This is a genomic window from Natrinema sp. LN54 (assembly GCF_052439245.1).
GTDB classification, from domain to species: Archaea; Halobacteriota; Halobacteria; order Halobacteriales; family Natrialbaceae; genus Natrinema; species Natrinema versiforme_A.
In genome coordinates this window covers 199,452-224,630 of record NZ_JBQVRP010000003.1, presented here as the reverse complement: position 1 = coordinate 224,630, position 25,179 = coordinate 199,452, and the positions used below count along the sequence as shown (strand labels likewise).

At 64.0% G+C, this 25,179-nt stretch carries 28 protein-coding genes and 1 tRNA gene; 14 read left to right on the top strand and 15 right to left on the bottom strand.

Translation table 11 applies throughout. The features are described from left to right. Nucleotides 1–42 precede the first annotated feature (42 nt). Entirely contained in the window at nucleotides 43–1,047 is a 1,005-nt protein-coding gene (locus ACT4ML_RS10410; protein WP_444720801.1) for a hypothetical protein, read from the top strand. A 122-nt stretch (nucleotides 1,048–1,169) separates the two neighbouring features. Here ACT4ML_RS10410 and ACT4ML_RS10405 read toward each other — a convergent pair whose 3' ends face one another. Further along, the gene (locus ACT4ML_RS10405) at nucleotides 1,170–1,583 is read right to left on the bottom strand and encodes an RNA-binding domain-containing protein (RefSeq protein WP_138246550.1); all 414 of its coding nucleotides are present in this window, start codon (nucleotides 1,581–1,583) and stop codon (nucleotides 1,170–1,172) included. Then, nucleotides 1,580–2,164: an AAA family ATPase gene (locus tag ACT4ML_RS10400; protein WP_444720800.1), complete on the bottom strand. Its 585-nt coding sequence runs from the start codon at nucleotides 2,162–2,164 to the stop codon at nucleotides 1,580–1,582. The genes ACT4ML_RS10405 and ACT4ML_RS10400 overlap by 4 nt, the downstream gene beginning before the upstream one ends. Nucleotides 2,165–2,578: 414 nt before the next feature. Between ACT4ML_RS10400 and ACT4ML_RS10395 the strand changes: the two genes are divergently transcribed. The 6 genes from ACT4ML_RS10395 to ACT4ML_RS10370 all read left to right on the top strand — a co-directional run bounded on the left by ACT4ML_RS10395 (nucleotide 2,579) and on the right by ACT4ML_RS10370 (nucleotide 7,786). Next, complete coding sequence (locus tag ACT4ML_RS10395) at nucleotides 2,579–2,977, top strand: hypothetical protein (protein WP_444720799.1); 399 nt, start codon at nucleotides 2,579–2,581, stop codon at nucleotides 2,975–2,977. Between the two features lie 168 nt (nucleotides 2,978–3,145). Next, nucleotides 3,146–3,220 (top strand) — tRNA-Arg (locus tag ACT4ML_RS10390). A gap of 751 nt (nucleotides 3,221–3,971) precedes the next feature. Further along, the gene (locus ACT4ML_RS10385) at nucleotides 3,972–5,291 is read left to right on the top strand and encodes an AlbA family DNA-binding domain-containing protein (RefSeq protein ID WP_444720798.1); all 1,320 of its coding nucleotides are present in this window, start codon (nucleotides 3,972–3,974) and stop codon (nucleotides 5,289–5,291) included. A gap of 99 nt (nucleotides 5,292–5,390) precedes the next feature. Then, nucleotides 5,391–5,597: a DUF7692 domain-containing protein gene (locus ACT4ML_RS10380; protein ID WP_444721147.1), complete on the top strand. Its 207-nt coding sequence runs from the start codon at nucleotides 5,391–5,393 to the stop codon at nucleotides 5,595–5,597. A 127-nt stretch (nucleotides 5,598–5,724) separates the two neighbouring features. Then, nucleotides 5,725–6,105, top strand: a complete 381-nt coding sequence (locus ACT4ML_RS10375) for a PH domain-containing protein (RefSeq protein WP_444720797.1) — start codon at nucleotides 5,725–5,727, stop codon at nucleotides 6,103–6,105. Nucleotides 6,106–6,586: 481 nt separating this feature from the next. Next, a complete protein-coding gene (locus ACT4ML_RS10370) occupies nucleotides 6,587–7,786 on the top strand; it encodes a C45 family autoproteolytic acyltransferase/hydolase (protein WP_444720796.1) in 1,200 nt (399 codons plus the stop codon). A gap of 97 nt (nucleotides 7,787–7,883) precedes the next feature. Here ACT4ML_RS10370 and ACT4ML_RS10365 read toward each other — a convergent pair whose 3' ends face one another. Next, a complete protein-coding gene (locus tag ACT4ML_RS10365) occupies nucleotides 7,884–8,993 on the bottom strand; it encodes a glutamate-cysteine ligase family protein (RefSeq protein ID WP_444720795.1) in 1,110 nt (369 codons plus the stop codon). A 325-nt stretch (nucleotides 8,994–9,318) separates the two neighbouring features. Between ACT4ML_RS10365 and ACT4ML_RS10360 the strand changes: the two genes are divergently transcribed. The 3 genes from ACT4ML_RS10360 to ACT4ML_RS10350 are packed head-to-tail and all read left to right on the top strand — an operon-like array spanning nucleotide 9,319 to nucleotide 11,256. Next, complete coding sequence (locus ACT4ML_RS10360; RefSeq protein ID WP_444720794.1) at nucleotides 9,319–9,927, top strand: NAD(P)/FAD-dependent oxidoreductase; 609 nt, start codon at nucleotides 9,319–9,321, stop codon at nucleotides 9,925–9,927. Nucleotides 9,928–9,982: 55 nt separating this feature from the next. Then, nucleotides 9,983–10,606 carry a VOC family protein gene (locus ACT4ML_RS10355; protein ID WP_138246534.1) on the top strand — a complete coding sequence of 208 codons (624 nt, stop codon included), beginning with the start codon at nucleotides 9,983–9,985 and terminating at the stop codon, nucleotides 10,604–10,606. After that, nucleotides 10,603–11,256 (top strand): alpha/beta hydrolase, encoded by a 654-nt coding sequence (locus ACT4ML_RS10350; RefSeq protein WP_444720793.1) that lies wholly within the window; start codon nucleotides 10,603–10,605, stop codon nucleotides 11,254–11,256. The genes ACT4ML_RS10355 and ACT4ML_RS10350 overlap by 4 nt, the downstream gene beginning before the upstream one ends. Nucleotides 11,257–11,274: 18 nt before the next feature. Here ACT4ML_RS10350 and ACT4ML_RS10345 read toward each other — a convergent pair whose 3' ends face one another. The 4 genes from ACT4ML_RS10345 to ACT4ML_RS10330 form a co-directional block, all read right to left on the bottom strand. Beyond that, nucleotides 11,275–11,691, bottom strand: a complete 417-nt coding sequence (locus ACT4ML_RS10345) for a universal stress protein (protein ID WP_444720792.1) — start codon at nucleotides 11,689–11,691, stop codon at nucleotides 11,275–11,277. An 81-nt stretch (nucleotides 11,692–11,772) separates the two neighbouring features. Beyond that, on the bottom strand, nucleotides 11,773–12,285 hold the full coding sequence (locus tag ACT4ML_RS10340; protein WP_444720791.1) for a hypothetical protein: 513 nt from the start codon (nucleotides 12,283–12,285) through the stop codon (nucleotides 11,773–11,775). A 341-nt stretch (nucleotides 12,286–12,626) separates the two neighbouring features. Continuing rightward, on the bottom strand, nucleotides 12,627–13,721 hold the full coding sequence (locus ACT4ML_RS10335; protein WP_444720790.1) for an aminopeptidase: 1,095 nt from the start codon (nucleotides 13,719–13,721) through the stop codon (nucleotides 12,627–12,629). 84 nt (nucleotides 13,722–13,805) lie between these two features. After that, nucleotides 13,806–14,879, bottom strand: a complete 1,074-nt coding sequence (locus ACT4ML_RS10330) for a hypothetical protein (protein ID WP_444720789.1) — start codon at nucleotides 14,877–14,879, stop codon at nucleotides 13,806–13,808. Nucleotides 14,880–15,031: 152 nt separating this feature from the next. Here ACT4ML_RS10330 and ACT4ML_RS10325 point away from each other — a divergent pair, with 152 nt between their 5' ends. Further along, entirely contained in the window at nucleotides 15,032–16,048 is a 1,017-nt protein-coding gene (locus tag ACT4ML_RS10325; RefSeq protein WP_444720788.1) for a threonine aldolase family protein, read from the top strand. 15 nt (nucleotides 16,049–16,063) lie between these two features. Here ACT4ML_RS10325 and ACT4ML_RS10320 read toward each other — a convergent pair whose 3' ends face one another. Beyond that, nucleotides 16,064–16,210, bottom strand: coding sequence for a DUF7859 family protein (locus tag ACT4ML_RS10320; protein ID WP_175416465.1), 147 nt, complete (start codon nucleotides 16,208–16,210; stop codon nucleotides 16,064–16,066). Between the two features lie 401 nt (nucleotides 16,211–16,611). Next, on the bottom strand, nucleotides 16,612–17,133 hold the full coding sequence (locus ACT4ML_RS10315; RefSeq protein ID WP_444720787.1) for a metallophosphoesterase: 522 nt from the start codon (nucleotides 17,131–17,133) through the stop codon (nucleotides 16,612–16,614). A gap of 157 nt (nucleotides 17,134–17,290) precedes the next feature. Here ACT4ML_RS10315 and ACT4ML_RS10310 point away from each other — a divergent pair, with 157 nt between their 5' ends. Further along, complete coding sequence (locus tag ACT4ML_RS10310; RefSeq protein ID WP_444720786.1) at nucleotides 17,291–18,235, top strand: cation diffusion facilitator family transporter; 945 nt, start codon at nucleotides 17,291–17,293, stop codon at nucleotides 18,233–18,235. A gap of 25 nt (nucleotides 18,236–18,260) precedes the next feature. Here the strand turns inward: ACT4ML_RS10310 and ACT4ML_RS10305 are convergent, their stop codons facing one another. Next, nucleotides 18,261–18,680: a hypothetical protein gene (locus ACT4ML_RS10305; RefSeq protein ID WP_444720785.1), complete on the bottom strand. Its 420-nt coding sequence runs from the start codon at nucleotides 18,678–18,680 to the stop codon at nucleotides 18,261–18,263. Nucleotides 18,681–18,840: 160 nt separating this feature from the next. Here ACT4ML_RS10305 and ACT4ML_RS10300 point away from each other — a divergent pair, with 160 nt between their 5' ends. Next, on the top strand, nucleotides 18,841–20,991 hold the full coding sequence (locus tag ACT4ML_RS10300; RefSeq protein ID WP_444721146.1) for an ATP-dependent DNA helicase: 2,151 nt from the start codon (nucleotides 18,841–18,843) through the stop codon (nucleotides 20,989–20,991). Between the two features lie 14 nt (nucleotides 20,992–21,005). Here the strand turns inward: ACT4ML_RS10300 and ACT4ML_RS10295 are convergent, their stop codons facing one another. The 5 genes from ACT4ML_RS10295 to ACT4ML_RS10275 all read right to left on the bottom strand — a co-directional run bounded on the left by ACT4ML_RS10295 (nucleotide 21,006) and on the right by ACT4ML_RS10275 (nucleotide 23,834). Next, nucleotides 21,006–21,323, bottom strand: coding sequence for a rhodanese-like domain-containing protein (locus ACT4ML_RS10295; RefSeq protein ID WP_444720784.1), 318 nt, complete (start codon nucleotides 21,321–21,323; stop codon nucleotides 21,006–21,008). Further along, entirely contained in the window at nucleotides 21,323–21,616 is a 294-nt protein-coding gene (locus ACT4ML_RS10290; RefSeq protein WP_444720783.1) for a sulfurtransferase TusA family protein, read from the bottom strand. The genes ACT4ML_RS10295 and ACT4ML_RS10290 overlap by 1 nt, the downstream gene beginning before the upstream one ends. Before the next feature lie 49 nt (nucleotides 21,617–21,665). Continuing rightward, nucleotides 21,666–22,838 (bottom strand): YeeE/YedE family protein, encoded by a 1,173-nt coding sequence (locus tag ACT4ML_RS10285; RefSeq protein ID WP_444720782.1) that lies wholly within the window; start codon nucleotides 22,836–22,838, stop codon nucleotides 21,666–21,668. Nucleotides 22,839–23,066: 228 nt separating this feature from the next. Continuing rightward, the gene (locus ACT4ML_RS10280) at nucleotides 23,067–23,567 is read right to left on the bottom strand and encodes a 2'-5' RNA ligase family protein (protein ID WP_138246522.1); all 501 of its coding nucleotides are present in this window, start codon (nucleotides 23,565–23,567) and stop codon (nucleotides 23,067–23,069) included. A gap of 72 nt (nucleotides 23,568–23,639) precedes the next feature. Continuing rightward, nucleotides 23,640–23,834 (bottom strand): DUF7554 family protein, encoded by a 195-nt coding sequence (locus tag ACT4ML_RS10275; RefSeq protein ID WP_444720781.1) that lies wholly within the window; start codon nucleotides 23,832–23,834, stop codon nucleotides 23,640–23,642. Between the two features lie 86 nt (nucleotides 23,835–23,920). Between ACT4ML_RS10275 and ACT4ML_RS10270 the strand changes: the two genes are divergently transcribed. Then, nucleotides 23,921–25,057 carry a helix-turn-helix transcriptional regulator gene (locus ACT4ML_RS10270; RefSeq protein ID WP_444720780.1) on the top strand — a complete coding sequence of 379 codons (1,137 nt, stop codon included), beginning with the start codon at nucleotides 23,921–23,923 and terminating at the stop codon, nucleotides 25,055–25,057. Nucleotides 25,058–25,179: the final 122 nt, after the last annotated feature.

Here is a 25,179-nt window from a genome sequence, read left to right as displayed (position 1 = left end):
GCCACTACGTTAATGCACCTCTAGACGTACCCTCGAGTAGGAATGAACCGTCGACAGTATCTCGCTCGGACCGGCGCGGCCGGCGCGAGCACCGGACTTCTCGCGGGACTCGCCGGCTGCCTCGACGACCTCGGCGGGTCGTCCGAGACGAACGACGCCGACACCGGCGACGCCGGCAGCCGGACCGGCGAACGCGCGCTCGATCGGGCCGCCGGCAGGCTGAACGAGGCCGCCCAACCGCTGGACGAACTCGGCGACCTCGAGGACCCCGAAACGGTCGAATTCGATCCCGAGGAACCGCGGACGGGGATCGCCGACGCCAGAGACCACCTCGAGACCGCCGAGTCCGAACTGGGCGACGACCGGCGGGCCGACATCGACACGCTCCGAGCGTACGCGGACGCCCTCGAGGGGCTGGTCGCCGTCACGGCGACGGTCACCGACGAAGGGATCTCCGCGGACATCGAGGAGGTCACCGCAGCGATCGAAAACGAGGGCGATATCGAGGGCGCGAGCGAGACCGTCGGCGAGCGCCACACCGAGATCGCCGACGCCCACGAGCGCTGGGACGAGGCGAACGCGACGATCCAGAACCTCGACGGCGACAGACTCAACGATCTGGCGGGCATCGATATCGCCGACTTGGAGACGGGAGCCGCCACTCTCGGCGATGTCGTCACCTCGCTCGAGACGCTCGCCGCGGCCTACGACGCGACGCTGGACCCCGACGAGGGGTACGGCGCGCTCGAGCAGGGGCGAGACGACTTCGAAAACGGCGCGTACGAGGACGCACAGGCGGCGTTCGAAACCGCCGACTCGACGTTCTCGACGGCACACCAGCAACTCGAGGACGGCACGGCGAACGCGCCCGACGGACTCACGGGCCATTTCGACACGGCGGAGTGTCAGACCCGACACCTGCGGGATGCAGCGTCGGCGTTCGCCGAGGCGGCGGGGGCCGCGACCGAGGGTGACGCGGTCACTGCGAAACGCCGGAAGGACGACGGCGAAACCGCTCTCGACGATGTCGGGAACTGTACGAGCTAATCGCTATCGAGGCTCCGCAGTATCGTCCCGAGGCGACGCTCGAGCCGAACTGGAACGGAGACCACCGATTCGAAACAGTCGACGAGAAACGCAGCCACGCGCAACCGATAACCCGAGCCGATTCAGGCGTCGACCGGCCGCCCGTCCTCCGTCGGCGGCGCGATGTGGTCGACGTACTCCTCGAGGGTGGGCTCCTCGACGCGGACCCGAACGGCGATCTCGCCGAGTTCGTCCGGCTTTCCGACCGAGAAGTTCACGTACTCCTCGAAGGCCGCCTGCTTTTTCAGCGCGAAGGTGAAGGTGTCGCCCTCGCGGTTGGCGAAGAACTCGCCGCGGGCGGTATCGAGGATCTCCTGTTTGTGGAGCAGTTCCGAGAAGTGATCGAGCGCGTGGGCTTCGCCCCTGACCTCGCCGAACTCCTCCTCGAGGTCGGCGTTGGGGAAGATGTTCGCCACGGCGTCGATCACGCGGTCCGTGACCTCGGTGTCGTAGACCGGGGCCGTGATTTCGACGTCGACGCGGTAGATCTCGCTCATGAGTCAGCATCCGCTTCGGCGGGTTTCCGTCCATCGGTTCCGTTCCGAACGATCGCGCGGATTCGCTCGTGGAAGGCCTCGAGCGAATCGGTGTTCTCGACGACGACGTCGGCGCGGTCCATCGCGTCGTCCATCCCGAAGCCGCGTTCGCGCTCGTCGCGAGCGGCCAGCCCCTCGCCGCCGTCGGCCTCGTTCGCGTCCCGGCCGCGCTCGTCGATCCGCTCGGCCCGGGTCTCGAAGGGAGCCTCGATACTGACCAGCGTGAACGCGTCGCCGAACCGCTCCTCGAAGACGTCGACCTCGGTGTCCGAGCGGATGCCGTCGACCAGCACCGTCTCGTGGGTCTCGAGGCGGTCCTCGATCATCGGCAGCGACCGCTCGGCGATCGCCGCCGGGCCGTTCTCCTCGCGCAGCGCCTGCGCGACCGTCCCGTGATCCTTCGCGGGGTCGAGCCCGCGGTCGGCCGTCTCCTGGCGGACGACGTCGCCCATCGTCACCACCGGGATCCCGTCCTCGCGTGCGACGGTGGCGGCCTCGCCCTTGCCGCTCCCGGGGAGTCCCACCGTTCCGATGACGTGCATCGAGTCCACGTACCGGCGAGACGTGCATAAACGCTGTGCTCGCCGTTCACCGTTTCCGAGTGGGCGTCGGGGATCGTCTCCCGCGTGTCTCGAGCACCGCTTCCGACGCGCTCGTCGTTTCCCTCTCCGTTGTCTCGCTGCAACGGTTTCGCAACGATTGTTGCGTGTCGCATTTCGGGTCGAACCGCCGCTCGAGACGGGATCTGCGGGACTGGAGCCCGCTCGAGGCGGCTCGCCTTACCTGTCGGCTATCGGTCGCCGCTCCGGTCGATTTCACGCGCCGAAACGGTGGTCGCGTCGGCAACGATTCGTGCAATCGTCGGAACTCGAGCCAATCCGAGTGAATTCGAACTGATCGCCGAAACGGACTCTCGGCGTTATGTGGTCGTCCGTTGCCGAGACAGGTGTCGCATCATGACAGACACGAATCTCAACAGGCGTCGATTCACGGCCGGGCTCGGTGCCGGGCTGGTCGCTGCGGTCGCGGGATGTATGGACCAAGGAAGCGACGAGTCGTCAGAGAACTCCGACGACGGAAACGGCGACGATCTCGGCTCCGATGGCGGTGGCGAGTCCGACGGCGGCGCGGGCGGCGACACCGACGGCGGAACCGGCAACGAGACGGACACCGAGTCCGATGACGGCATGGGTGAGACCGGCAACGAATCCGACGACGGAATGGGCGACGCGGGTAACGAGTCCGACAGCGAGACCGGCAACGAGACCGACAGCGAGACGAGCGATGGCACGGACACCGAATCGGACGACACTGACAACACCAGTAGCGACGAGGATTCGACCGTCGAGTTCTGACGGTCGGCAGTGACGGTCACGCTCAGGGGCACCTTCTTTTTTCAGCGCGTCTCACACAGCGGTGACTTCCGCCCGGAGTGGTGTCCTTCGATCGGTTCTGCAACCCGCTGCGAACCGTGACCGGAAATCCCAACCGCTTATGCCGTTCCGTCGTGGATTTCGACTCGAGGGCACGTAGCTCAGTCCGGAAAGAGCGTCGGACTTCTAATCCGACGGTCGTGGGTTCAAATCCCATCGTGCCCGCTCGCTGTCGCGAACACTCCGTGAGCGACAGCAGTACAATGAGATGGGATTTGAACGAGACGAGTCGCGCGCAGCGTCGCGAGCACGTCTCGTCGTTGTTCATAATCCCATCGCCGATTCCTTTCACTTCGAATATCGCCCGCGAAGAACAGTGCTGACCTCCAGTTCGACGAAAATGGCGATCCTCGGCAGATACAGATCGATACGATTTGCTTCCGACTGAAGTAGGATAGCTTCGAGAACGTCACGACGATCGCCAGCGAAGCCCTCGAAAAGTGGTCGAAGTCGGGGAACGATCCGACGGCACTGCGTGGGATCGAGTTGACCTAGAAGACTCCTGGCGGTGGGACCGAATCCGGATTCGTCGGTGCGATCGCAGATCACTGAAGCGGCCTGCATAGTGCAACGCTCTCGTTTTCGCTCTTTTCTGCAAGTTCGCTTGGACAATAGCCCCGCTTCGACAACTCTGCTTGTAGCCAGCGGCTCGAGTGCGGGGTCGGCACGGCCATCGCACCGCAACGCCTGCGGGGTCGTTTTGTGCTTCGCGCGAACTCCCCTTGACGGGTGTCTCCAAGGGGACAGCGCCAAAAAGTTATAGCGCTCCGCTTCCGCACGCAGATCTCCAGTTAAAGCATACGAAATGAAGGTCGGATCATCCCCTTCAACGTCGATAAATAGCGAGTTTCACAACTCCAATGTATTAGCAAAACAGATAGTATTGAGTGATAATGGTTCAACTGAATGATGGACGATGAATATTAAAGATCTCAAATCAATTATTGAGTCTGGTGAAGGAAAGAAGATAGAGTTTAAAAGTTCAGAAGTTATTCGGAATCCCGATTCCAAAAATCGATATAAGATAGCTAAGGAAACTGTAGCATTAGCAAATCGAAGTGGTGGATATCTCGTTTTTGGGATTGATGATGAGTCTAACGAGTTGGAAGAATTGAATATAATTGCAGACAAAGCCAGAGAAACAATATCGAGTGTGCTGTCTGATAAATGTAGCCCACCGATTGATTTTGAATGTAACTATTTTGACAAGGAACTTGATGATGAATACCAGGCATTTGTTATTGAAATTGATCCGAAAAAACAGATTCCTCATGCTGTAGTTGATAATTCTGGTGTAGATATTCGAAAGCGGGAATACAGAATCCGTGCTGGTGAGGATAGTCGACTGATTACAGATTCTGAACTCTATTCCTTATTCAGTGGGGAAACAGGACAAAAATTTGAAAGCGGTAGCGCGATCCACCTCCCGGTTAGTACTACTACACACAACATCGAATGTCCTGACCCTTATCCCGAAGGTTATCTCTCATTCAAAACATTCCTCTCCGAAGTATCGGATGAAGAATGGCGACAGATAATGAATGGTGGCGATAGAGAGTCTACAGAGTCTCGAATCCAACGGTTCATCTCAGAAATATTCCCGTTTGCAGCATTATATTCGATTCCAGTTGATTATTGGGTATATTGTGTCGAGGATGAATATGGTTCTGAAGATTTGAGTAAAATGTTCTCGTATTTTGATGAAATTGTGTTATCTGACATAGATCACGACCCAGATGATTTATTAAATGACCCAGATTTAGTCATGTCTGATATAGAAATAGACCCCTTCACAATCTTAGATCAAAACCCTCTCTATAGGAGTCTTCATGTCCCGGAAGGAACAGATCTTGAGATAACACGCATAGACCAATACAATACAGCATTAGAATTTGAAAAAGGGGATCTGATAGAAGGCCATTTTACCTTTTCAGGTTCTCCTGTCGAACCTAAACAAGGAATAGACGAATCACATCCTCTATCAGGCCTAGTTGAAGGGAATGATATCCTCTCCTGTCAACTATCCACTTGGATAGAATGTGAATATGGGTATCCTGATGTCGAGGACCCACATCTCCGAGAAAATAAAATATTTGTCGAGAGTATCCACGAAACGTTAGACCAGCAATGGGATTGGAGTCGGTGTATTTCTGAGGAACCTTCGATAGATCATCGAATCGAATATAAATTGGAAGAGATTGATAGAAAGGTGGCCGACATCTTACAAGACAATTAGCCGAAATTATTCCTCTCTCGGGGGTTGTACGTCGACATAATCCGTTTCCCGAATATGAACACAAGCCGCGACTCGTCGTGTGCATATCGATGAGAGGCGATCGAATGTGCAACTGACTTCTACAACTGTAATAAGAAAGCAGTTGTGAGTGCCTGCGACGACGTTCCGAAGTTCGTCCAAGCGTCCCGCCAAGTCCTCGAGCGCGACGACCTCACCTTCGAGCAACGACGGGAGATCGCTGCGACACTGTCGACGCGAACAGGATCGTTCGAAGTAAACCCAAACAGCAGCGTTGACACCGAGTAGCCAACTTCTGATCCAGAATTAGGTGTTGGTGACAGATATCGTTCTGTGACGGATGATACTCGAGAGTACATATTTAATAGTCAACTTCTGGAAAGTTATATGGTAACATGGAACGTGCTCGCGAGGTATGGTGACCTATGAGCGGTACTCGAATCTAAGTGACTTGCCACGCCGATACCGGAAACGAGCAAAATCGAAGATGTTCGATGATGAGACATTCGTACAGGCAATCGATACGAAAAGCGGTCGGATCCGCTCAAAACACAATCCGAAGCTTATCCTTACGGATAACCGTATTATCCGTCTCAAATCAGGAATGGTCCGTTCTGAGAGTGAAGATTACCAATTGGCTGAAATCACAAGTATCCAGTTCAACCGGGGAATGCGAACAAGCAAGATCAAACTACAGGGGTCCGCTATTGACGACGATTACAAGGTAACGAAGCGGCTTGGCCAACCCTTCACGAGTGCGGTCCGAGAGCAAATGGCTAATAAACAAACCCAATAGGAAAGCGGATAACTGGTTAGAAGATCGAATCTAGTTCCTGAGATACCTATTGAACGCCGGTTCTCCCTCGACCCGTGAGAGACGACCGTCTGCCGTCCGCCCTCGAGCGGTCGACTCCCTCCTTCGTCGCCGCGCACTCGAGAGCACAGAAGTATCACACGACGGACACCCGTCCCAGAATACCTTGTCATTTCGAAAGGTTCCGATACACTAATGTCGGCCACTAACGTTAAATAGAATGTCGGCAGAGCCGACCAATGGCATCACAGGGGATATGGGGGACACGGATCATCGCCACGCGACGATCACCATCCCTGCTGCCGACGTGTACACCCTTTCGATACCCGAAAGCTGCCCGGAAGCGACTGCTATCGCCTCGAGCGAGCCACCACCCCTCACTCGAGCGAAACCTCCTCGCCATTGACTGCCGGACGACACATTCAGGCCGACGATACAACCCGTTGCACCTCCTTTTGCCCGTATGGACGACACGGACCTCGGGTCGGCCGTCTACACCGGCCCCGCCGCGACGGCCGAACCGGAGACGTACTCCGAGCAGGCGCGCCGGCGCGCCGAAACCGAACGCGAGGCCATCGAGTGGGCCGTCGCCGAACTCGAGTCGCTGATCGCCGACGCCGACGTCGACCTCGAGCCGCTGCTCGAGTATGCGCGGCGGAGTCAGGAGAGCCTCCCCAGCCGGCATCTGCGAGCCTACGAGGCGATGGCCGAGACGCTCGACGTCGATCCGGACGTCTACGAGGTCTACGCGCTCGCGTACAGCGACCTCTGTGACGAACTGGCCGACGAACCGGCCGCCGATCCATCCCGCGGGTGTACGAACGCGCTCGTGTCGCCGCCGCGGACCGGCCGGGACGGCTCGCTCGTGCTCAAGAACCGCGACATCGCGGGGCGGGGTGCCCGGCCCAAATCGATCGTCGAACAGCCGCCGATCGACGACTACCACGGCTTTCTCACGGTCGACACCTGCGGCACGGTCATGCTCTACAAGGGCGTCAACGATCGGGGGCTGGTCGCGGCGAACACCTACATCGATGCGAACCGGGACGATATCGAACTCGAGGACCAGTACCGAAACGGCACGGTCATCCGGCGGGTACTCGAGGAGTGTGCCACCGTCGCGGACGCCCGGACGCTGCTCGAGTCGATCCCGACGCGACAGCTGATGGCCCAGACGCTGTTTTTGGCCGACGAAACCGATGCCGTCTTGCTCGAGGTAAACCCCCTCGAGGAGCGGATCGCGGTCGACGACGGGGACGCCGTCACCCGGACGAACCACTTCGTGCAGTCGCGGTCGGCCGAGACCGAGAGTTCGCGCCGCCGGCGGCGGCGAGCGGTAGACCTACTCGCGGACGGCGGCGACGAGATCGACCGCGAGTCCCTCTGGCGGTTCGCGGCGGATCACGCGAACGGCCCGGGCGATAAGTCGATCTGCCGGCATCCGGAACCGGAAACGGACGACTACGCCTTCGGCCAGCTCACGACCGCGAGCGCGGCGGTGTTCGAGGGCGGGTCGCCGACGGTCGAGGTCGCGATGGGCAACCCCTGCGAGACCGAGCCGACGCGGTGTTCGTTCGGCGACGAGGTTCCGATGGCGCTGCGGACTGGCGACCGGTGGCTCGAGCGGCTGCGATCGGACCGCGAGGTCCCGTCGAATCGCTGACCGAGCGGGGGCTCTCCGCGTCGGCGTCGCTCTGGACTAGCTTCGATGAGCTGACCGCTATTTCACCACGGAAATCTGGGAATCTCGTCGCTGATCGTCAGGCCCGGACGCGGCGCTGCTCGAGGTCGGCCTCGAGCTGATCGGCAGCCCGAAGTCGCAACTGCTTCGCGCGCCGCTCGGAGAGCCGATCGTCGGGCATGCGGTCGACGAGCGGATCGTACTCCGCGGGCGTAACGCCGAGTCCGCGCAGGTAGTTTCGAACCGCGGGGTTCTCGAGCCCGTCGCGGATGGCCGCGTCAGTGATCGACTCGACGGTCTCGAAGTCGGGGAGGGAGAGCGGTTCGCCGGCCGCGTTCGAATCGATGATCGCGTCCGACCGACTGGGCGAGTCCGACCCGCCGATGACCGTCCCGCAGTCGTCCGCGCGGGTGACGATCGACCGCACTTCTTCTGCGAGCCGGAGCACCTGACTCGGCAGAGCCGCGTCGGGCGATCGCCACTCGACCGTCGGCATCGCCTCTCGCAACCGGACCGGGTTCCACGCCGCCTCGTAGGGACTGAACTCGTCTTCGACAGTTCCCGGGGCGACGCCGCGCTCGAGCGCGCGCTCGCGAAACGAGTCGAAGTCGTCCTCGAGTCGCTGCTCCCACTCGGCGACGCTGTCGACGTAGGGCTGAAGCTGGCCCTGTTCGGGACAGGCCGCGTAACACGAGCGCCGGTAGAGGTACGGACGGGCGCACTCGAGGATGCGTTCGCCGCGGTGGTGGGCGGCGCTGGTGACCAGCGAGAATGCCGGATCGATCGCGGTCAGGGCGTTGAGTTGGTCGGCGACGTTCGACTGTTCGAAGTGGATATGCGTCCCGGCACAGACGCGGGCGTCGTCGAAGGCGGGCCCGACGATCCGCCGCTGGAGGTCGGTGCTCTCCTTCTCGCGGTAGGGGATGTCGTCGGGGGAGGCGTACAGCGGCGTCGCCAGCGGGACGAGTCGCTTGTCCTGCTCGCGTGCCGCGTCGACGACGCGACCGATCCGACCGCGGAACTCCTCGCGGAGCTCGGCCATCGACTGGCAGGGGGTTGTCTTGATCTCGAGCATCGGCTCGACGAACTCGGGATCGACCTGATCCGAAACGTCGAGCAGTGTGTCGGGCGGGACGAGATCGCCGTCGGTATCGACGACCCAGTACTCCACCTCGAGGCTTGTGTTCATGGATGTCTCTCTGGAGCGTGGCGAACGGCCCTCGAGCAAGCCGTCACTGGGCCGTGACTGGCGGACGGCGGTCGGCGACCGAACCCCAGACAGAGGGGCGGGGTCACCGGGTCGCCCGCCGGCAGTTCTCTCGTTGGATGTGATCGTAGGGCCGACCCGAGCGAATGAATTGAGCCTGCGTGCGCAGGTCGTGTGATCCGGTCACAGCGTGACTACGGCCGTCCGCTCGGATCACGGTACGTTCAGGTCCACTAACATCGATGTCACCCGGTTGCTCGAGGGTTGCTACTGGATTGATACTTCTGTGGTAACATCGTGTAACTACATGAGCGACGAAGCGACTGCGGACGATGCGTCAGTGATCGTTGTCGGCGGCGGCCCCGCCGGACTGAGTGCGGCTCTCTTCGCCCGGAAGAACGGACTCGAGACGACCGTTTTCGACACGGACGAGACGTGGATGCACAAGGCCCACCTGTTCAACTACCTCGGCATCGGCTCGGTCGGCGGCAGCGAGTTCATGGCCACGGCCCGCCAGCAGGTCGACGACTTCGGCGTCGACCGACGACAGGGCGAAGCCGTGACCGCCGTCAGCGAGGCCGGCGACGGCTTCGCGGTCGAGACCGAGGAGGACCAGTACGAGGCCGACTTCGTCGTCCTCGCGACGGGTGCGAACCGCGAACTCGCGGAGGACCTCGGCTGTGAGCTCGCCGAGGACGGCACCGTCGACGTCGGCGTCGAGATGGAGACCAGCGTCGAGGGCGCGTACGCGACCGGCGCGATGGTCCGTCCCGAGGAGTGGCAGGCCGCGATCGCCGTCGGCGACGGCGCCGCCGCAGCACTCAACATCCTCTCGGACATTAAGGGCGAACACTACCACGACTTCGACGTTCCCGCGGACGCCGAGCGCGTCTTCGGCGAACACGTCGCGGAGTAATCGCGGCGACGACCCGCGATCGAGCAGCGCCGACCCACCACCGATTCGATTCACCATGTCTAACGAACCCACCAACCCAGTCACGCCCGAACTGCCCGACAGCCCCGTCCACACGAGGGGGACCGACCACATCACCATCTGGGGGAGCAACGAGGCGGACACGATCGAGTTCTACCAGGATATCCTCGGGATGCCGCTGGTCCTTCGCCAGCCGAACCTCGACGATCCCTCCCAGACCCACCTCTTCTTCGACACGGGCGACGGGCGCATCCTGACGTTCTTCGTCAGCGACGACCGGCCGTCGAACCGCCGCGGGCAGCGCGGGGGCACCGGTGCCGTCCACCACCTCTGTTTCAGCATCGACCCCGACGAGTACGAGGACACGATGGAGGCGCTCGAGGAGGCGGGCCACCAGTACAACGTCTTCGACCGGGGGATCTTCCACTCGATCTACACCACGGACAACAACGGCCTCGTCATCGAACTCTCGACGGACAAGTACGAATTCCCCGACGAGCGACGCGGCGAAGTGCTTGCGAAGGCACAGGAACTCCGCGAGGCAGATGGGGCCGAGTACGCCAAGGACGAACACCTCCGCGGCGCGATCGAGGCGCTCGGCATCGAACTCGTCGAACACGATCTCCCCGAGGCCAGCGCCGGCGTCGGTGGTGTCGAATGAGCGCCGACGACCGCGTCGACGGCCCCCACCAGAACCAGCAACTCGTCACGGGCGGGACCGACCTCGCGGACGCCGAGGCGGCGCTCGTGCTCACCCACGGCCGCGGCGCGACCGCCCGCGGGATGATCCAGATGGCCGGCGAGATCCATCGGGACGGCGTCGCTCTCCTCGCCCCGCAGGCCGCTCGCCAGACGTGGTACCCGAACTCGTTTCTCGCGCCGGTCGAGCGCAACGAGCCCGGCCGTTCCTCGGGCCTGCAGGCGATCAGCGACGCGATCGCCGAGGCCAACGACGCCGGTATCCCGACCGAGCGGATCATGCTCGTCGGCTTCTCGCAGGGCGCGTGTCTCGCCAGCGAGTACCTCGCGCGAAACCCGCGGCGCTACGGCGGCCTCGCCGCCTTCTCCGGCGGGCTCATCGGCGAGGACCTCGACGACGACTATCCCGGCGACCTCGAGGAGACCCCGGTTTTCCTCGGCTGTAGCGACGTCGATCCGCACATCCCCGAGGAACGGGTCCACGATACGGCCGCCGTCCTCGAAGACATGAACGCCGACGTAACGAAGCGCCTCTACGAGGGGATGGGCCACGGCATCAACGAGGACGAAATGGAGTACGTCTCCGGCATGGTCGCCGAATTGGTGGACTGACCGCGACCTCCCACCGACTCAGCGCATTACCGTGACCGGGACGGGCGAGCGACGGACGATCGTTTCGGCGACGCTGCCGAGCAGGACCCTCGAGAGCCCCGACCGGCCGTGGCTTCCGATGACGATGTGATCGATGTCGTTGTCCTCTGCGAAGCGAACGACTTCGCGCGCGGGTTTCCCGACCGCGGTCTCGGTCCGAAAGTCGCGATCGGGATCGCTGATGATCGACGCGATTTCCTCGGGCAGTTCCGTCGAGACCTCCTCTTCGCGGTCCCGGAGCCACTCCTGTGCGGCCATGATCCCGGCTCCCGTCGACCCGTCCGCGGCCTCGATGACGCGCAACAACACGATCTCGTCGTCGGGATACGTCGTGAACGCGTGTTCGACCGCCTTCTGTGCGGGTTCCGAGCCGTCGTATGCGACGAGGATCGCCATACGTGTAACTAGTCTTTCACGACTATAAATCCGACCGGTAGTGAGCGGCCACTCACGACGGCTCGAGTCGATCGCGCCCCGTTAGTGGCGGAGAACCGGTTCCGATTGCTTCTGTTGCTCGGCGTGGATGTACCACAGGAATTCGTCGACCTGATCGCCGCTCGAGATGGTTAAGGAGAACGAGGCGGACCCGCTTGCAGACACCGCCAAGACCTGTCGGCGACGATAGTACGCGTATCCGATACTCGCGGCCCCGATGAGGAGGAAGAGGACGCCCGCATCACTCGTGTCCGAAAGGACGCCGGATAGTCCGATGAGCGCGGCGATGGAACCCAATATCAGGGCCGGGAGATTGAGTTTCGTCCCGTATTCGACCGAACTGATTTTCTCGAGGGGGATGTACTGGAAGTTGAACCCGCCCCCGACCTCGGTCTGTTGAATCAGTCGCTCGTCCGTGAGATACCACGTCGTAACTCCGAACCCGAACAGGGACTTGATCCAGTTCAGGAGACCCCGCGGACGGAACGAGAGTTGGTACGAAATCTCCTCGCTGTTCGTCATGTACCGTTGCACGCGGTCGGTACTCTGTGACATATCTCAGACTCGAACTGGTCAGTGAAGGAGATTGTGGCCGGTTTAGGTCGGGCTGGTCGGGAAAGCGGTACGCTTCGGCGATACGTCCCGGTTTCTCAATCGCCGTCTCGCCTCCATCGATGAGCGAATCACTCCGACCTTTTCGACTAGGCTTGCTCTCCGTTCGCTCCCGCTCGCGCAAAAACTTCGATGAAAAAGGCTGCTCGCTCGCGGTCGTTACTCTTCGAAGCCGTCCTCGAACCGGAACGTCCCAGTTCGAACTTTTTCCGCTCGGGTAGCTCACTCCGTTCGCTACCACTCGCGCAAAAACTTCGATGAAAAAGGCTGCTCGCTCGCGGTCGTTACTCCTCGAACCCGTCTTCGAACCGGAACGTTCCGTTCCGCTGGACGACCTCGCCGTCGACTTCGATGTACGAATCCTCACTCATGTCGACGATCATATCGACGTGGACCGCGGAGTCGTTGGCCTCGTTGCCCTCGCCGACGGTGTCGTCGTAGGCGCGGCCGACGGCCATGTGGACGGTATCGCCCATCTTCTCGTCGAACAGCATGTTGTAGGTGAACTGGTCGATGTCGCGGTTCATTCCGATGCCCAGTTCGCCGAGCCGGCGCGCGCCGTCGTCGGTGTTGAGGACTTCCGTGAGGACGTCCTCGTTTTTCACCGCCGAGTGGGAGACGACTTCGCCGCCCTCGAACTCGAGGTACACGTCCGTGATCTCCCGGCCCTGATGGTACAGCGGCATGTCGAACAGCACCTCGCCCTCGACGCTGTCGGGCTGTGGGGCGGTGAAGACCTCGCCGCCGGGGAGGTTGTGTTCGCCGTGGTCGTTGAGCGTCGGGTTGTTCTCGACGGACATCGTCACGTCCGTGGTGTCGCCGCTGACGATGCGGACCTCCTCGGCGGGGTCCATGATCTCGACCATGTTCTCCTGGTGTTCGCGCTGTGCGTCCCAGTCCTTGTTGACGGCGTCCCAGACGAAGTTCTCGTAGCCCTCCGTGCTCATCTCGGCGAGCTGGGCGTTGGCCGGCGCGGGGAACTGCGTGAGACACCAGCGCTTCGAGAGCCGGTCCTCGAGGATCGGGCGCTGGGCCTGCTGGTAGGCCGCGCTGGTCTCGGGGTCGACGTCGCTGGTCTGGGTGGCGTTGTCCGTCGCCCGAATGGCGATGTAGACATCCGTGTTCTGAATGAGCGCGAGTTCGTGTTCGGGGGTCTCGAACTCGCCATCGGACGACCGGAGGTACGCGCGCTGGCTGCGCTTTCCGGTCCGCTGGCTCGTGGTGACGGGATTCGCGCCGTGTTCGCCGATCACTTCGTGGAGCGCAACGACCAGGTCCTCGGCGACCGGGTGGGCGTCGACGACGACGTTGTCGCCCTCCTCGAGGTCGACCGAGTGGTTGGCGATGATCTGGGCGTGTTCGCGGATTCGCGGGTCCATGCCCCGGTATTGATCGGGGGAGGAAAAAACGGTTCGTAATGGAGAACCCGCCGACCGAGGGCGGGTCGGCGGTCGCCGACCCCGTCAGTCGGCGACCCACCCGTAGTCGTCGGCTTCGGCTGCGGAGTCGTCGCCGAATCCGTCAGTCGAGGCCGTGCCCTCGTCTTCGATCTCTTCACGGAAGAACGAGACCGTCGCAGCGGTCAGGACGAGCGACAGCGGGGCCGAGACACACAGCGCGAGCAGGAAGCCCGCGCCGCCGGCGCTTACGAGCAGGGAGAGCATCAGCGAGGCGGCGACCGCCGCGACGAGGTGCCAGAGCCCGAAGCTGAGGACCTGCCCGCCCGCCGTCGTGAGGTCGGCCGACCGGCGAAACGCCTCGAGCAGCGACGCGTCGGCCGCGACGAACAGGAACGGGACGGGATAGAAGACGTAGCTGAGGGCGATGATCACCGGAATCGCGAGCAGGATAAGCGGCGGCGCGAGCACGAACAGCGGGAAGACGAGCAGAAACGCGCCGGCGACGACGAGATTGTACAGGATGTATCGGGGCGCATAGGTCGCCACGCACGCGCCGACGGCGATCGGCTCGCCGCGGAGCCGCCGGTCGATTCCGCCGACGTACGCCGCCATCAGGATTCCCGAGAGCGTCACGTACGCGACGATCGCGAGTCCGATCCAGCCCAGCATTCCCATGCTGAGGGCCTCGAGGGGCATCTCGACGGTGCCGACGGCCGTCTCGATCGTCACGTCGGTGCCGCCGGCTCCGGTCGACCCGAACGAACCCGTCGAGCCGCCGGTCGGTTCCGGTTCGCCGGGTCCCCCGCCGAACGGCTCCCCGTACCCGGACCGCGTGGTCACTGCGGGCGGCTCCGGCGGGTCGGCCAACTGCCAGAGGGTCACGAGCGGCGTCGGAAAGGTGAACTCGAGGTTGATCGAGAACCCGTGCCCGGTCGGACCGAGCGCCCGCCGCACCTTCTCGAACTCGAGCACCGCGGCGAACAGGGGGACCGAGGCGAACAGCCAGAGATCGTCGAACCGATCGAGGACGCGGGAGACGTGGCGCGCGAACGGGTTCGAACGCTCGGCACCAGCGCCGTCGGCTGCCGGCGGCGGGTCGTCGTCCGGCGGCGATCCGAAACCGGGATCGGGAACCATACGTCGCCGTACTCATGACGCTCTATTGAACGTTTTCGTCTGTAGAGTTGTCGTCGCTCGAGGACGGCGATACTGGCCGCTCGGCGAGATGTCGATCGACCCCCGCCGCAGAGACGGCGGGCTCTTTTACCCTCGTGACGGTATCGATACGCGTGATCGACCTTCGCTCAGATACCGTGACGAAACCGGACGAGGCGATGCGCGAGGCCGCCGCGACCGCCGCGGTCGGCGACGATGTCTACGGCGAGGACCCGACGGTGAACGACCTCGAGGCCCGGATCGCCGACCGGCTGGGAACCGAGGCGGCGCTGTACTTCCCGACGGGGACGATGGCGAACCAGACCGCCGCGCGGGTACATACCGAGCGCGGACAGGAGGTGCTTGCCGACCGCCAGAGCCACGTCGTCAAGTACGAACTCGGCGGGCTGGCACAGCACGCGGGACTGCAGGTGCGGATGCTCGACGCCGACCGCGGGGTTCCCTCGCCCGAGCGGGTCGCGGCGGCGACCGTCGCGGAAGACCTGCACCGACCCGGGACTGGCCTGCTCTGTCTCGAGAACACGCACAACGCCCGCGGCGGGCTGGCGATCGATCCCGAGAGAATCGCCGCCGCGGCGACGGTGGCACGCGAGCGCGATGTCGCGGTCCACCTCGACGGCGCGCGCCTGTTCAACGCCGCGACGGCGCTCGAGGTTCCGGTCACGGACCTCACGGAGCCCGTCGACTCGGTCATGGTCTCGCTCTCGAAGGGATTGGGTGCGCCCGTCGGCTCGATGCTCGCGGGCAGCGAGGAGTTCATCGAGCGGGCCCGCCGCACGCGCAAGCTACTCGGCGGCGGGATGCGCCAAGCCGGGATTCTCGCGGGCCCCGCGCTCGAGGCCCTCGAGAACGTCGACGACCTCGAGACGGATCACGAAAACGCGCGCCTGTTGGCGGACGGAATCGACGGCGTCGACGGGTTCGACGCACAAGAGCCGGAGACGAACATCGTCCTCGCAGATGTTTCCGGAACGGGACTCGAGCCGGCGACGGTCGTCGAGCGACTCCGCGAGCGGGACGTGCTGGCGACCCAGTTCGGCCCGACGACGGTCCGGTTCTGTACGCACCGAGATGTCGCTCGCGAGGATATCGATGCGGCGCTCGAGCGACTCGAGGACGCGTTCGACTGACGGCTCGGTCGCTGGTTACCGGTCGCCGCGCATTCCGTCGCGGAACTCGAGGACGGTCCGGCGCACGAGGAGATAGCCGAAGAAGACGAGCGACAGCAGGATCACGACGACCGCGATGATGACGGGGTCGTCGGGGATGAGACCGATGATGGGATCCAGCATACGTCGCGGCTACACTGTCAGTGTGGTTAACCGTTTCGACCACGATCGGTCGCCCCCGTGCCGGCGTCTCACGACCGAAACGGTAACTAAAACCGGTCTTTCAGCTTGCGCTGACTATAACGTCGCCCGGCGTCTCGACTGCAATAGGCCTCGATCGCCTCCCCACCACCGATTCGAGGATCACCCTCGAGATCGAGGCCACCGTCCCCGACGATCACCCCTCCACCCACCCGATCGCGCGGCCGCTCGTGCCCGTTCCCGTCTGACAGTCTGGCTCGACGCGGGCGGCCGAAACCGATCGATACCGATCGCCGATCCGCCGGTCCCCGCTGGCGCTGCTGCTCGTTCCGTCGCTCTCTTCACACCGACTCGACACGTTCTCCTCGAGAGTCCCCGCCGAGCTACGCCGTCGGCACGTCGAACGCCTCGAGCACCGTCCCGTCCGGCTCGCGAATCTCGCCCTCGAGGGCCTCCTCGCCATCATCGCCCTCCTCGAGCACGGCAAAGCCCGGTCGATTGCCGCGCGGATCGGCGTGGCTGCCGGGATTGAGCAGGACGGTCTCGTCGGTCTCGACGACCGTCGGCCGGTGGGTGTGACCGGAGACGACGACGTCCGCCCCTCGCGAGCGGCCGAACATCGCGAGCCCCGTCTCGCCGCCGTCCCGCCGGTGCGTGACGGCGAACCGGACGCCGCCCGCCTCGACGACGCGAGCCGTCGGCAGGCGGTCCCGAACCGCCGCGCTGTCGGCGTTTCCGTGGACGGCAAACAGGCGGTCGCATTCCGATTGGAACGCCTCGAGCGCCGCCTCGCTCGTGAAATCGCCGGCGTGGATGACGGTGTCCGCTTCCCGGGCCGCGGTCAGCGCATCGCACTCGAGTTCGTGGTCCCGGCCGCTGTGCGTATCGGAGAAGATCGCGATCATAGTCGCCGTTTGCCTGCCACTGACAGGTTCCTTTCGGATGCGGTCGCCGCGGCCGTCCGGACCGGGGTCGGGAACGGTGCCGACCGGCCCCGGATCGGGTCCGAACCGGCTCTAGAACGGCTTACACTTTAGGACCGCCGGTTCGTAGTCCTCGTCGATGGCCAGTAGTACCTCCGTCGTCCTCGCCGCGCTGTTCGCGAACGGCGCGATCGCGATTCTGAAGTTCGGTGGCTTCGCGCTGACTGGGAGTCCCGCCATGCTGTCGGAGACGTATCACTCCATCTCGGACACGGGAAACCAGATCTTCCTGCTGATCGGGATCAAATACGGGGCACAGGAGGCGACCCGCGAACATCCGTTCGGCCACGGGAAAGCGCAGTTCTTCTACAGCCTCCTCGTGAGCGTCATGCTGTTCGGGATCGCCGGCTGGGAGAGCGCTCGCCACGGCTACAGTGCGCTGCAAGAGGGGGACGTCCACCGCGCCAGCGAGGATATCACGCTGCTTGGCGCACAGTTCGACCCGATCCTCGTCAACTACACCGTGTTGCTCGGCGCGATCGCCTTCGAGTCCTACGCGCTCTGGAAGGCCTATCAGGGAATCAGCCGCCAGATGGACGAGCACGGCTGGACGAGCCTCCGCGAGGCGTTCAGCAAGACCAGCGACGTGACGACCCTGACCGCGCTCACCGAGGACTCCATCGCGCTCGCCGGTGCGGGAATCGCCCTCTTCGGTGTCTACCTCTCCCGGACCACCGGAAACCCGATGTACGACGCCGGCTCCGCCCTGCTGATCGGGATCATGCTCATGGGATTCGCGATCGCGCTCGCCTGGGAGAACAAGCGACTCATCCTCGGTGAGAGCCTCTCGAAATCCGCCGAGGACGAACTGCGACGGATCGTCGCCGACGCTGACGGCGTGGCCGAACTCGTCGATTTCCGGACCGTCTACTTCGGGGCCGAGGAACTGCTTGTCACCGCGGACGTGGCGTTCGACCCCGGACTCGACACGGCGACGATCGACGACCGAATCACCGAGATCGAACGCGCGTTACGAGCCCACGACGATCAGGTACAGAAGGTCTACATCGAGCCCGAAACCTGATCGGCCGGATTCGGTTCTGATCGCACTACGTCGCCGAATCGCCGCTCTCCTCGTCCGTGTCGTCGTACCCCGCGACGACCGTCGTTCCCGGCGGCCGATCGTTCAAGACCGACGTGACCGTCGTCTCCCCCAAGTCCACCGTCGACTCGAGCGGCTCCCAGCCGTCGTCCGCGTCGACGGCGACCGCCACGTCCGTCGGACTCGCGCCGGGGGGAAGCCGGGACGGATCGTAGACGAGCGCGATCCGGACGGCTTCGATCGCCTTCAGTTCCTCGCACGCGACGAGGTCGACGGGATCGCCGAGGGCGTCGACCGGCGGTTCGCGCCCGCTTTTCGCGAGACCGAACGCGTCGGGAACGACGCCCGCCACGAGTTCGACGCGAGCCCCCGCCTGCTCGAGCGTGTATTCGGCGACGCTGCTGGAATCGTATCCCGGAATGGCCATACCGGGGGCAGGCACTCGAGACACATGTCCCTGTACCGCGCGTTCGCCGGCCGGTGGACCCCGCCGTCGCCGGCCAGTTTTTAAGGGCAGACCGAATCGAGACGAATCCTTTTATCGTAGCGCGAACCTATCATACGCTGTGTCCGAGACAGCCGGGTACATGCGCTTTTTCCCGTACGAGCAGCCGTACGAGAACCAGCGCGAGGCGATGGACCGCATCCACAACTCCCTCCATCGGGGGCAGAACGTCCTCTTCGAGGGGGCCTGCGGGACCGGCAAGACCCTCTCGTCGCTGGTCCCCGCGCTCGAGATCGCTCGCGAGCAGGACAAGACGGTCGTCATCACGACCAACGTCCACCAGCAGATGCGCCAGTTCGTCGCCGAAGCCCGCGCGATCACCCGCGAGGAGTCCATCCGCGCGGTCGTCTTCAAGGGGAAGTCCTCGATGTGTCACATCGATGTCGGCTACGAGGAGTGTCAGGCACTCCGCGATAATACGCGCGCCGTCGTCGACGCCGAGCAGGACCGCGACCAACTCGAGCGCCGCCAGCGCGAACTCCTCGCCGAGAGCCAAGACGGCGACGGCTCGGCGGCCGACGCTCGCTCGGCGGTGATGGACGAACTCGAGGACATCGAGGAGCGACTCGAGGAGTTAGAAGACCAGAACGTCTGTGACTACTACCGCAACAATCTCACGCAGGATACGGACGACTTCTTCGGCTGGCTCTTCGAGGACGTCCGCACGCCGGACGATATTTACGACTACGCCGAACAACAGCAGTTCTGCGGCTACGAACTCCTGAAAGAGGGGATCGAGGGCGTCGATCTGGTCGTCTGTAACTACCATCACCTGCTGGATTCGACCATTCGAGAGCAGTTCTTCCGGTGGCTCGGCCGCGATCCGGAGGACGTGATCGCCGTCTTCGACGAGGCCCACAACGTCGAGGACGCCGCCCGCGAGCACGCGACCCGGACCTGCTCCGAGCGGACCTTCGACTCCGCGCTCGACGAGTTGGCCGATACCGACGACCCGCGCTCGGAGGACGCCGCGAACGTCCTCTCGGCGTTTCACCGCGCGCTCGTCGAGACCTACGAGGACTCCTTTGGCTTCGGCGACCGCGAGTCGATCCCCGAGAACTGGTCCGACGTGCCGATCGCCAACGAGGACCGCAAGGACGACCTCACGCTCGAGTTCCTGCAACGGTACTCCGGCAGCGGGATCGACGACGACCTCGAGGCCGCGATGCAGCTGGGACAGGAACTCGACGAGCAGTACGAGGAAGCCTACCGCGAGGGTGAGACGGCGACGCGAACTGAGTGTCAGACCCTGCAGGCAGCCGGCTTCGTCAGCGCGTGGATGGCCGAGGGCTCGGCGGAGGGGCTCTACCCGGTCGTCTCCGTCACCCGGGACGCCGGCACCGACGAGATCTACGGGCGCGCGGAGCTGTACTCCTGTCTCCCGCGGCAGGTGACCGGCCAACTGTTCGACGAAATCTACGCGACCGTCCTCATGAGCGCGACTATCCAGCCGTTCGATGTCACCGAGAACGTGCTCGGACTCGAGGACGCGGTGACGATGGCCTACGGCCTCCAGTTCCCCGAGGAGAACCGCCGGACCTACGCCGTCGAAACGCCGCCGCTCTTCTCCTCGGATCGGGACGATCCCGCGGTTCAGGAGGACGTGACCGAGACGATTCACGACGCCGTCCGGATGACCCCGGGCAACACGCTCGCGTTCTTCCCCAACTACGGCGAGGCGAGTCGGTACGCCGACCGACTCGAGCGCCGCAGCGACCGGACGGTCTATCTGGACGAGCCGGGCGAGTCCGTCGAGGACCTCCGGAAACAGTTCGTCGCGGACGACGATGCGGTGCTCTGTACCTCGCTGTGGGGGACCCTCGCGGAGGGGGTGAGCTTCGACGGCGACGACGCCCACACGGTGCTGGTCGTCGGCGTCCCGTATCCGCATCTGGACGACCGCGCCGAGGCGGTCCAGGAGGCCTACGACGCGGCCTTCGACGGCACCGACACCGGCTGGCGCTACGCCGTCGAGATCCCGACGGTCCGCAAGACCAGACAGGCGCTGGGGCGGGTCATCCGCTCGCCGGAGGAGGTCGGCGTCCGTGCGCTCCTCGATCGGCGCTACTCGCGGTCGGCGAAGTCGGATCTGGGCAGGTACAGCGTCAACGGGACCTTCCCGCACGAGGAACGCGAGGAACTGATCGACATCGCGCCGGACAAACTCAAGTTCGCGATGCTCAACTTCTACGGCGGCCACGACGAGTACGACGGCGAACCGCCGGCACCGTAGGCTCGAGTTCGAATTCAGTCGTCGCCCGACGCTTTCTGCTGCTCCCACGCGTCGTAGCCGCCGGCCATGCTCGCGACCCGCTCGGCGTCGCCGTACTCCTCGATGAGCCGTGCGGCTTGGACCGAGGTCTGGCCGATGTAACAGTAGACGACCACGTCGTCGGCCCAGTCTCGGTCGACGACGGTCTCCTCGAGTTCGTCGACGGTGACGTGCTCGGCCTCGGGGAGGTGGCCCTCGGCGTAGTCCTCGTCGTCGCGGATGTCGATGAGGTCGAACTCCGCGTCGCGCTCGATTCGTTCGCGGACCGTCTCGGGGGTAAATTCTTCGACCATTATCGTTTCCGGAGGTAGATGCGGTAGACCGCGTCGCCGCTGCGCCAGACCCGCGCGTCGGCGTCGTCGCCGACGGCTCGCGGCACGTTCTCGGTACAGGGGACGTGATCGGTCTCTTGGACGAGCAGGTCGCCCGACTCGATCTGTTGGAGCCCCTTCTTGGCCTCGACCTGCGGGTACGGACAGACCTCGCCCATCATGTCCTGGACGAGGTCCGCCTCCTCGAGGAGTTCTTCGGCTTGGTCGTCGCTCAGTTCGTCCGGTGCGTCGGTAACGTCGTCGATGGATGGCATTGTCTCGTGTCTCTGTTGTCGCGGTTTGTAGTTGGCGAACGATTCGATCTCAGATCGCACAGCCGACTTCGCGGTAGATCCAGTGGGTCATCACGTAGACGCCGGCGACGATGCCGACCGCCGCGATGAAGGAGTGGACCGAGAGCTCCGCGATGCCGGAGTAGATGTTCCCGATGTTACAGCCGGGCGCGAGTCGCGATCCGGTGCCCATCATCAGGCCGCCGACGACGGCGTTCGGTAGCCGCCGGCGCTTCGGGACCCGAACCGAGAAGTCCCCGCTCCAGAGGGCGGCGAGGAACGCGCCGACGATGACGAACCCGATCATCACCATGTCGACGGTTACCCCGACACCCTGGCCCTGAAACAGGACCGAACCCCAGTAGTCGAACGAGCCCGCGTCGACGCCGACCTGCGAGAGGAGGTAACCGGTCCAGCGGGCCTCGGGACCCGTGACGCCGACGATCGAGACTTGGCTGAACCAGAGCACCGCGGCGGCGGTGATCCCGAGCGCGGCGGTGCGGGGGTCCCACGGCTGCTTGCTCGAGGCGATGGGATGTCGCCACGCCCGGGCAAGACCGCGGAAATACGTTGCCGTTCCGCGGACGAACCCGCGGAGGCCGACGACGGGCGCGAGCAGCGCCGTCGGGTTGAGTTGCGCCACGTCCGCCCGCTCGCTGAACTCGGCGGCGCTCGCCGAGCGCCCGACCAGCGTGGCGTAGACGAGGACGGCGGCGGTCGCGACCCCGAGCGCGAGGAGGCTCGCCGGGACCGACGTGAGTTCGAACAGGCTCGCTCCGGTCCCGAACGTGAGCCCCTTGAAGTACGTGCTCTCGAGCGTCGGGAAGGCGACGGTGAAGCCGGCGTAGCCGACGCCCATGAACAGCAGCGTGAGCCAGAACTGCAGGTACCCCTCGCCGGCGCGGTAGAGCGTGCCGCTGGCACAGCCGCCGGCGTAGGTCATCCCGACCCCGAAGATGAAGCCGCCGACGAGGCCCGTCAGCCCCCAGTCGGGCGTCCAGAATCCCTGATAGTAGCCGAATTGGTAGGCGATACCCCAGAAGACCATCGTCAGAAGCGTCGCGGCGAGCACGCCCTTCGTGACCCGGGAGTCCTTGTAAGCGAAGAAGTCCCGGAAGGCGTTGACGAAACAGAACCGCCCCTTCTGGAGAAAGGCTCCGAGGGCGATTCCGACGATCGCTGCGACGAGTAGCGTTGAGACCACACCGATGCCAAGGGCCTCGACGACTTAACCCGCGGCCAGCCGGACGACGCTACCCCGACCGTTGACGCGCTCGATCCCCGACGACGGCGGATCTGTCGCCAGAGCAAGCCGCTATTGCGGAACGACCGCTGTAGTCGGTCGCGGAGATAGCAGCGGTATTTGCAGCCGCCGAAACCGCGTCAGGCCCGGAGGTTTCGCCCCGCTGTCAGTACTCCCAGGACACGGGCGCTAGGCTGGCAGCGAGACGCGACTCACCGGCAGCTTGTACGTCCCGTCCCAGAACTCGAGTTCGCTGACCGTCCACCGGATCGGCTCGATCTCGCGGCTGGCCAGTCGCTTCGCGGTCTCGAGGTCGCCGCCGCGGGCGAGGGTCACGTGCGGGACGTAGTCGCTCCCCTCGAGTCCCTCGACGGTCTCGAAGGCCTCGGTGAGTTCGGCGTGAATCCCCTCGAGTCCGGGGCTCTCGACGGCGAGGTAGACGACCGGTGCCGAGCCCAGCGGCGGGTCGTCGAAGTAGTCGATGCCCGTGATTTCGGCTTCGACGGCGGGGGAGCCCTCGAGCGCGCGGTGGGCGCGGTGCTGGAGCTGTGCGACGTGGTCGGCCTCGCCGAGTCGCTTGAGCAGACACGAATGGTCCTCGCGGACGGTCTCGAATCCGATGAGGTCGGGATGGAGCCGGTTCGCGAGCTGGCGAACGCGACCGGGGACCGGAACGTTGACGCTGTACACTTCGGTCGGTATAGGGCCAGTATCGCTATCAGTCTGGTGGTCTCGCGAGCCGAACGGCCGCCGCGGCCCGTCTCAGAGCTGGTCGAGCAACCAGAGGACGATCAGGACGGCGATCGCGAGCTGGACGAGTATAAAGAACGGACCGAGCAGCCCCGCGATACTACCGATTATCGCCTCGAGCACCTCGAGGACGAGCAAAACGGCGATTAGACCGAGGACGATTTTCAGGAGCGTTTCGACCTCGAGTTCGCCGCGCGTATCGGACATACGTTCACGTACGGCTGACTGTTTGAAAAACACGTCGCTACCGCGGTCGGAAAGACCTATTTAGACGGCTACGGCATGTCATGGTAATGGACGTGAGGGGGTTGCGAGCCCTGATCTGCGTGCTCGTGGTGGTTGCGTGTTCGTTCGCGTTCGTTCCGGCCGCGACCGCTGGTGTGGCGGACAACGGTGTCCAGCGAGCGGCGCTACAGGCCGATTCGGGCGGTGAACAGACCGATACGAACGAAAGCCCGCAACTCGAGGACGCCGATGAGATCCACATCGACGTCTTCATCGCCGAGGACGGATCGGCGCGGGTGACCGTCGACTATCAGTTCCATCTCTACGGGGAGAACAGTTCCGCGCCGCAGTGGGAGCCGCTGTCTGAAAACATCTCCGACGACCCGGACCAGTACGTCGCCGCGGAGCGGACGAAGTGGAACGATACTCTCACCGACGGCATCAACGCGACTAATCGGGAGATGGAACTCTCGAACATGTCGATCACGACGGAGACGGACACCGCACCGCGGGAGGTCGGCCACGCGGTCGTCACCTTCGATTGGTCCGACTTCGCGCTGGTCGAACTGAACCGAATCGAGGCCGGGACCGCGCTGTCCGGACTCACGCTCGAGGAGGGGACGTCGCTGCAGTTCCGCTGGCCCGAGGGGTATTCTATCCACGAGAGCGAGGGGACACCGCAGGTACAACCGTCGCCGGACGACCGATCCAACAGTTCGGTCACGTGGACGGACGAGTTGAACACGCCCGACGGCGGGCCACAGGTCGTCCTGATCAAGAACGACACCGTGAACGCGGATCCGGCGACGACCGACGAGGGGCCGGCGATGCCGTGGGTAATCGTCGTCTTGGCCCTCGCGTTGCTCGCGACGGTCGGCGTCGCCGGCTGGTTGCTCGGGCGCGATCGCTCCGGCGGCGGGGCCGCCGGCGCCGAACCGCAGACCGCACGCCGGGCCGACGGCTCACCCGAACCCGAGCCGAACGGGGCCAACGGTCCCCCGACGGAACTGCTGAGCAACGAGGAGCGAGTCCTGCGCCTGCTCGAGGAACGCGGCGGTCGAATCAAACAACAGGCCGTCGTCTCGGAGCTGGGGTGGACCGAGGCCAAGACGAGTCAGGTCGTCGGCGAACTGCGCGAAAACGACGAGATCGAAGTGTTCCGGATCGGCCGGGAGAACGTGCTGTCGTTGCCCGACGAGGAGTAGGCCGGGATCCGATCGTCCCGTTTCCGTTGCTAGATCTCGATCACCATCTCCCCGGGAGCGACCGAACGCCGCGCTGACGACGGGAGCGCGCGATGTAGCAGGATTTAATACTGTGGCTTCGT

What these genes read in the sequence shown, in the direction of transcription:
- ACT4ML_RS10305 (WP_444720785.1), bottom strand. Translation starts at nt 18,680, where the DNA reads ATGGCCATTCCGGGATACGATTCCAGCAGCGTCGCCGAATACACGCTC.
- ACT4ML_RS10355 (WP_138246534.1), top strand. Translation starts at nt 9,983, where the DNA reads ATGTCTAACGAACCCACCAACCCAGTCACGCCCGAACTGCCCGACAGC.
- ACT4ML_RS10300 (WP_444721146.1), top strand. Translation starts at nt 18,841, where the DNA reads ATGCGCTTTTTCCCGTACGAGCAGCCGTACGAGAACCAGCGCGAGGCG.
- ACT4ML_RS10405 (WP_138246550.1), bottom strand. Translation starts at nt 1,583, where the DNA reads ATGAGCGAGATCTACCGCGTCGACGTCGAAATCACGGCCCCGGTCTAC.
- ACT4ML_RS10370 (WP_444720796.1), top strand. Translation starts at nt 6,587, where the DNA reads ATGGACGACACGGACCTCGGGTCGGCCGTCTACACCGGCCCCGCCGCG.
- ACT4ML_RS10365 (WP_444720795.1), bottom strand. Translation starts at nt 8,993, where the DNA reads ATGAACACAAGCCTCGAGGTGGAGTACTGGGTCGTCGATACCGACGGC.
- ACT4ML_RS10375 (WP_444720797.1), top strand. Translation starts at nt 5,725, where the DNA reads ATGGTGACCTATGAGCGGTACTCGAATCTAAGTGACTTGCCACGCCGA.
- ACT4ML_RS10335 (WP_444720790.1), bottom strand. Translation starts at nt 13,721, where the DNA reads ATGGACCCGCGAATCCGCGAACACGCCCAGATCATCGCCAACCACTCG.
- ACT4ML_RS10385 (WP_444720798.1), top strand. Translation starts at nt 3,972, where the DNA reads ATGAATATTAAAGATCTCAAATCAATTATTGAGTCTGGTGAAGGAAAG.
- ACT4ML_RS10395 (WP_444720799.1), top strand. Translation starts at nt 2,579, where the DNA reads ATGACAGACACGAATCTCAACAGGCGTCGATTCACGGCCGGGCTCGGT.
- ACT4ML_RS10270 (WP_444720780.1), top strand. Translation starts at nt 23,921, where the DNA reads ATGGACGTGAGGGGGTTGCGAGCCCTGATCTGCGTGCTCGTGGTGGTT.
- ACT4ML_RS10410 (WP_444720801.1), top strand. Translation starts at nt 43, where the DNA reads ATGAACCGTCGACAGTATCTCGCTCGGACCGGCGCGGCCGGCGCGAGC.
- ACT4ML_RS10315 (WP_444720787.1), bottom strand. Translation starts at nt 17,133, where the DNA reads ATGATCGCGATCTTCTCCGATACGCACAGCGGCCGGGACCACGAACTC.
- ACT4ML_RS10360 (WP_444720794.1), top strand. Translation starts at nt 9,319, where the DNA reads ATGAGCGACGAAGCGACTGCGGACGATGCGTCAGTGATCGTTGTCGGC.
- ACT4ML_RS10290 (WP_444720783.1), bottom strand. Translation starts at nt 21,616, where the DNA reads ATGCCATCCATCGACGACGTTACCGACGCACCGGACGAACTGAGCGAC.
- ACT4ML_RS10330 (WP_444720789.1), bottom strand. Translation starts at nt 14,879, where the DNA reads ATGGTTCCCGATCCCGGTTTCGGATCGCCGCCGGACGACGACCCGCCG.
- ACT4ML_RS10320 (WP_175416465.1), bottom strand. Translation starts at nt 16,210, where the DNA reads ATGCTGGATCCCATCATCGGTCTCATCCCCGACGACCCCGTCATCATC.
- ACT4ML_RS10345 (WP_444720792.1), bottom strand. Translation starts at nt 11,691, where the DNA reads ATGGCGATCCTCGTCGCATACGACGGCTCGGAACCCGCACAGAAGGCG.
- ACT4ML_RS10340 (WP_444720791.1), bottom strand. Translation starts at nt 12,285, where the DNA reads ATGTCACAGAGTACCGACCGCGTGCAACGGTACATGACGAACAGCGAG.
- ACT4ML_RS10275 (WP_444720781.1), bottom strand. Translation starts at nt 23,834, where the DNA reads ATGTCCGATACGCGCGGCGAACTCGAGGTCGAAACGCTCCTGAAAATC.
- ACT4ML_RS10400 (WP_444720800.1), bottom strand. Translation starts at nt 2,164, where the DNA reads ATGCACGTCATCGGAACGGTGGGACTCCCCGGGAGCGGCAAGGGCGAG.
- ACT4ML_RS10350 (WP_444720793.1), top strand. Translation starts at nt 10,603, where the DNA reads ATGAGCGCCGACGACCGCGTCGACGGCCCCCACCAGAACCAGCAACTC.
- ACT4ML_RS10295 (WP_444720784.1), bottom strand. Translation starts at nt 21,323, where the DNA reads ATGGTCGAAGAATTTACCCCCGAGACGGTCCGCGAACGAATCGAGCGC.
- ACT4ML_RS10310 (WP_444720786.1), top strand. Translation starts at nt 17,291, where the DNA reads ATGGCCAGTAGTACCTCCGTCGTCCTCGCCGCGCTGTTCGCGAACGGC.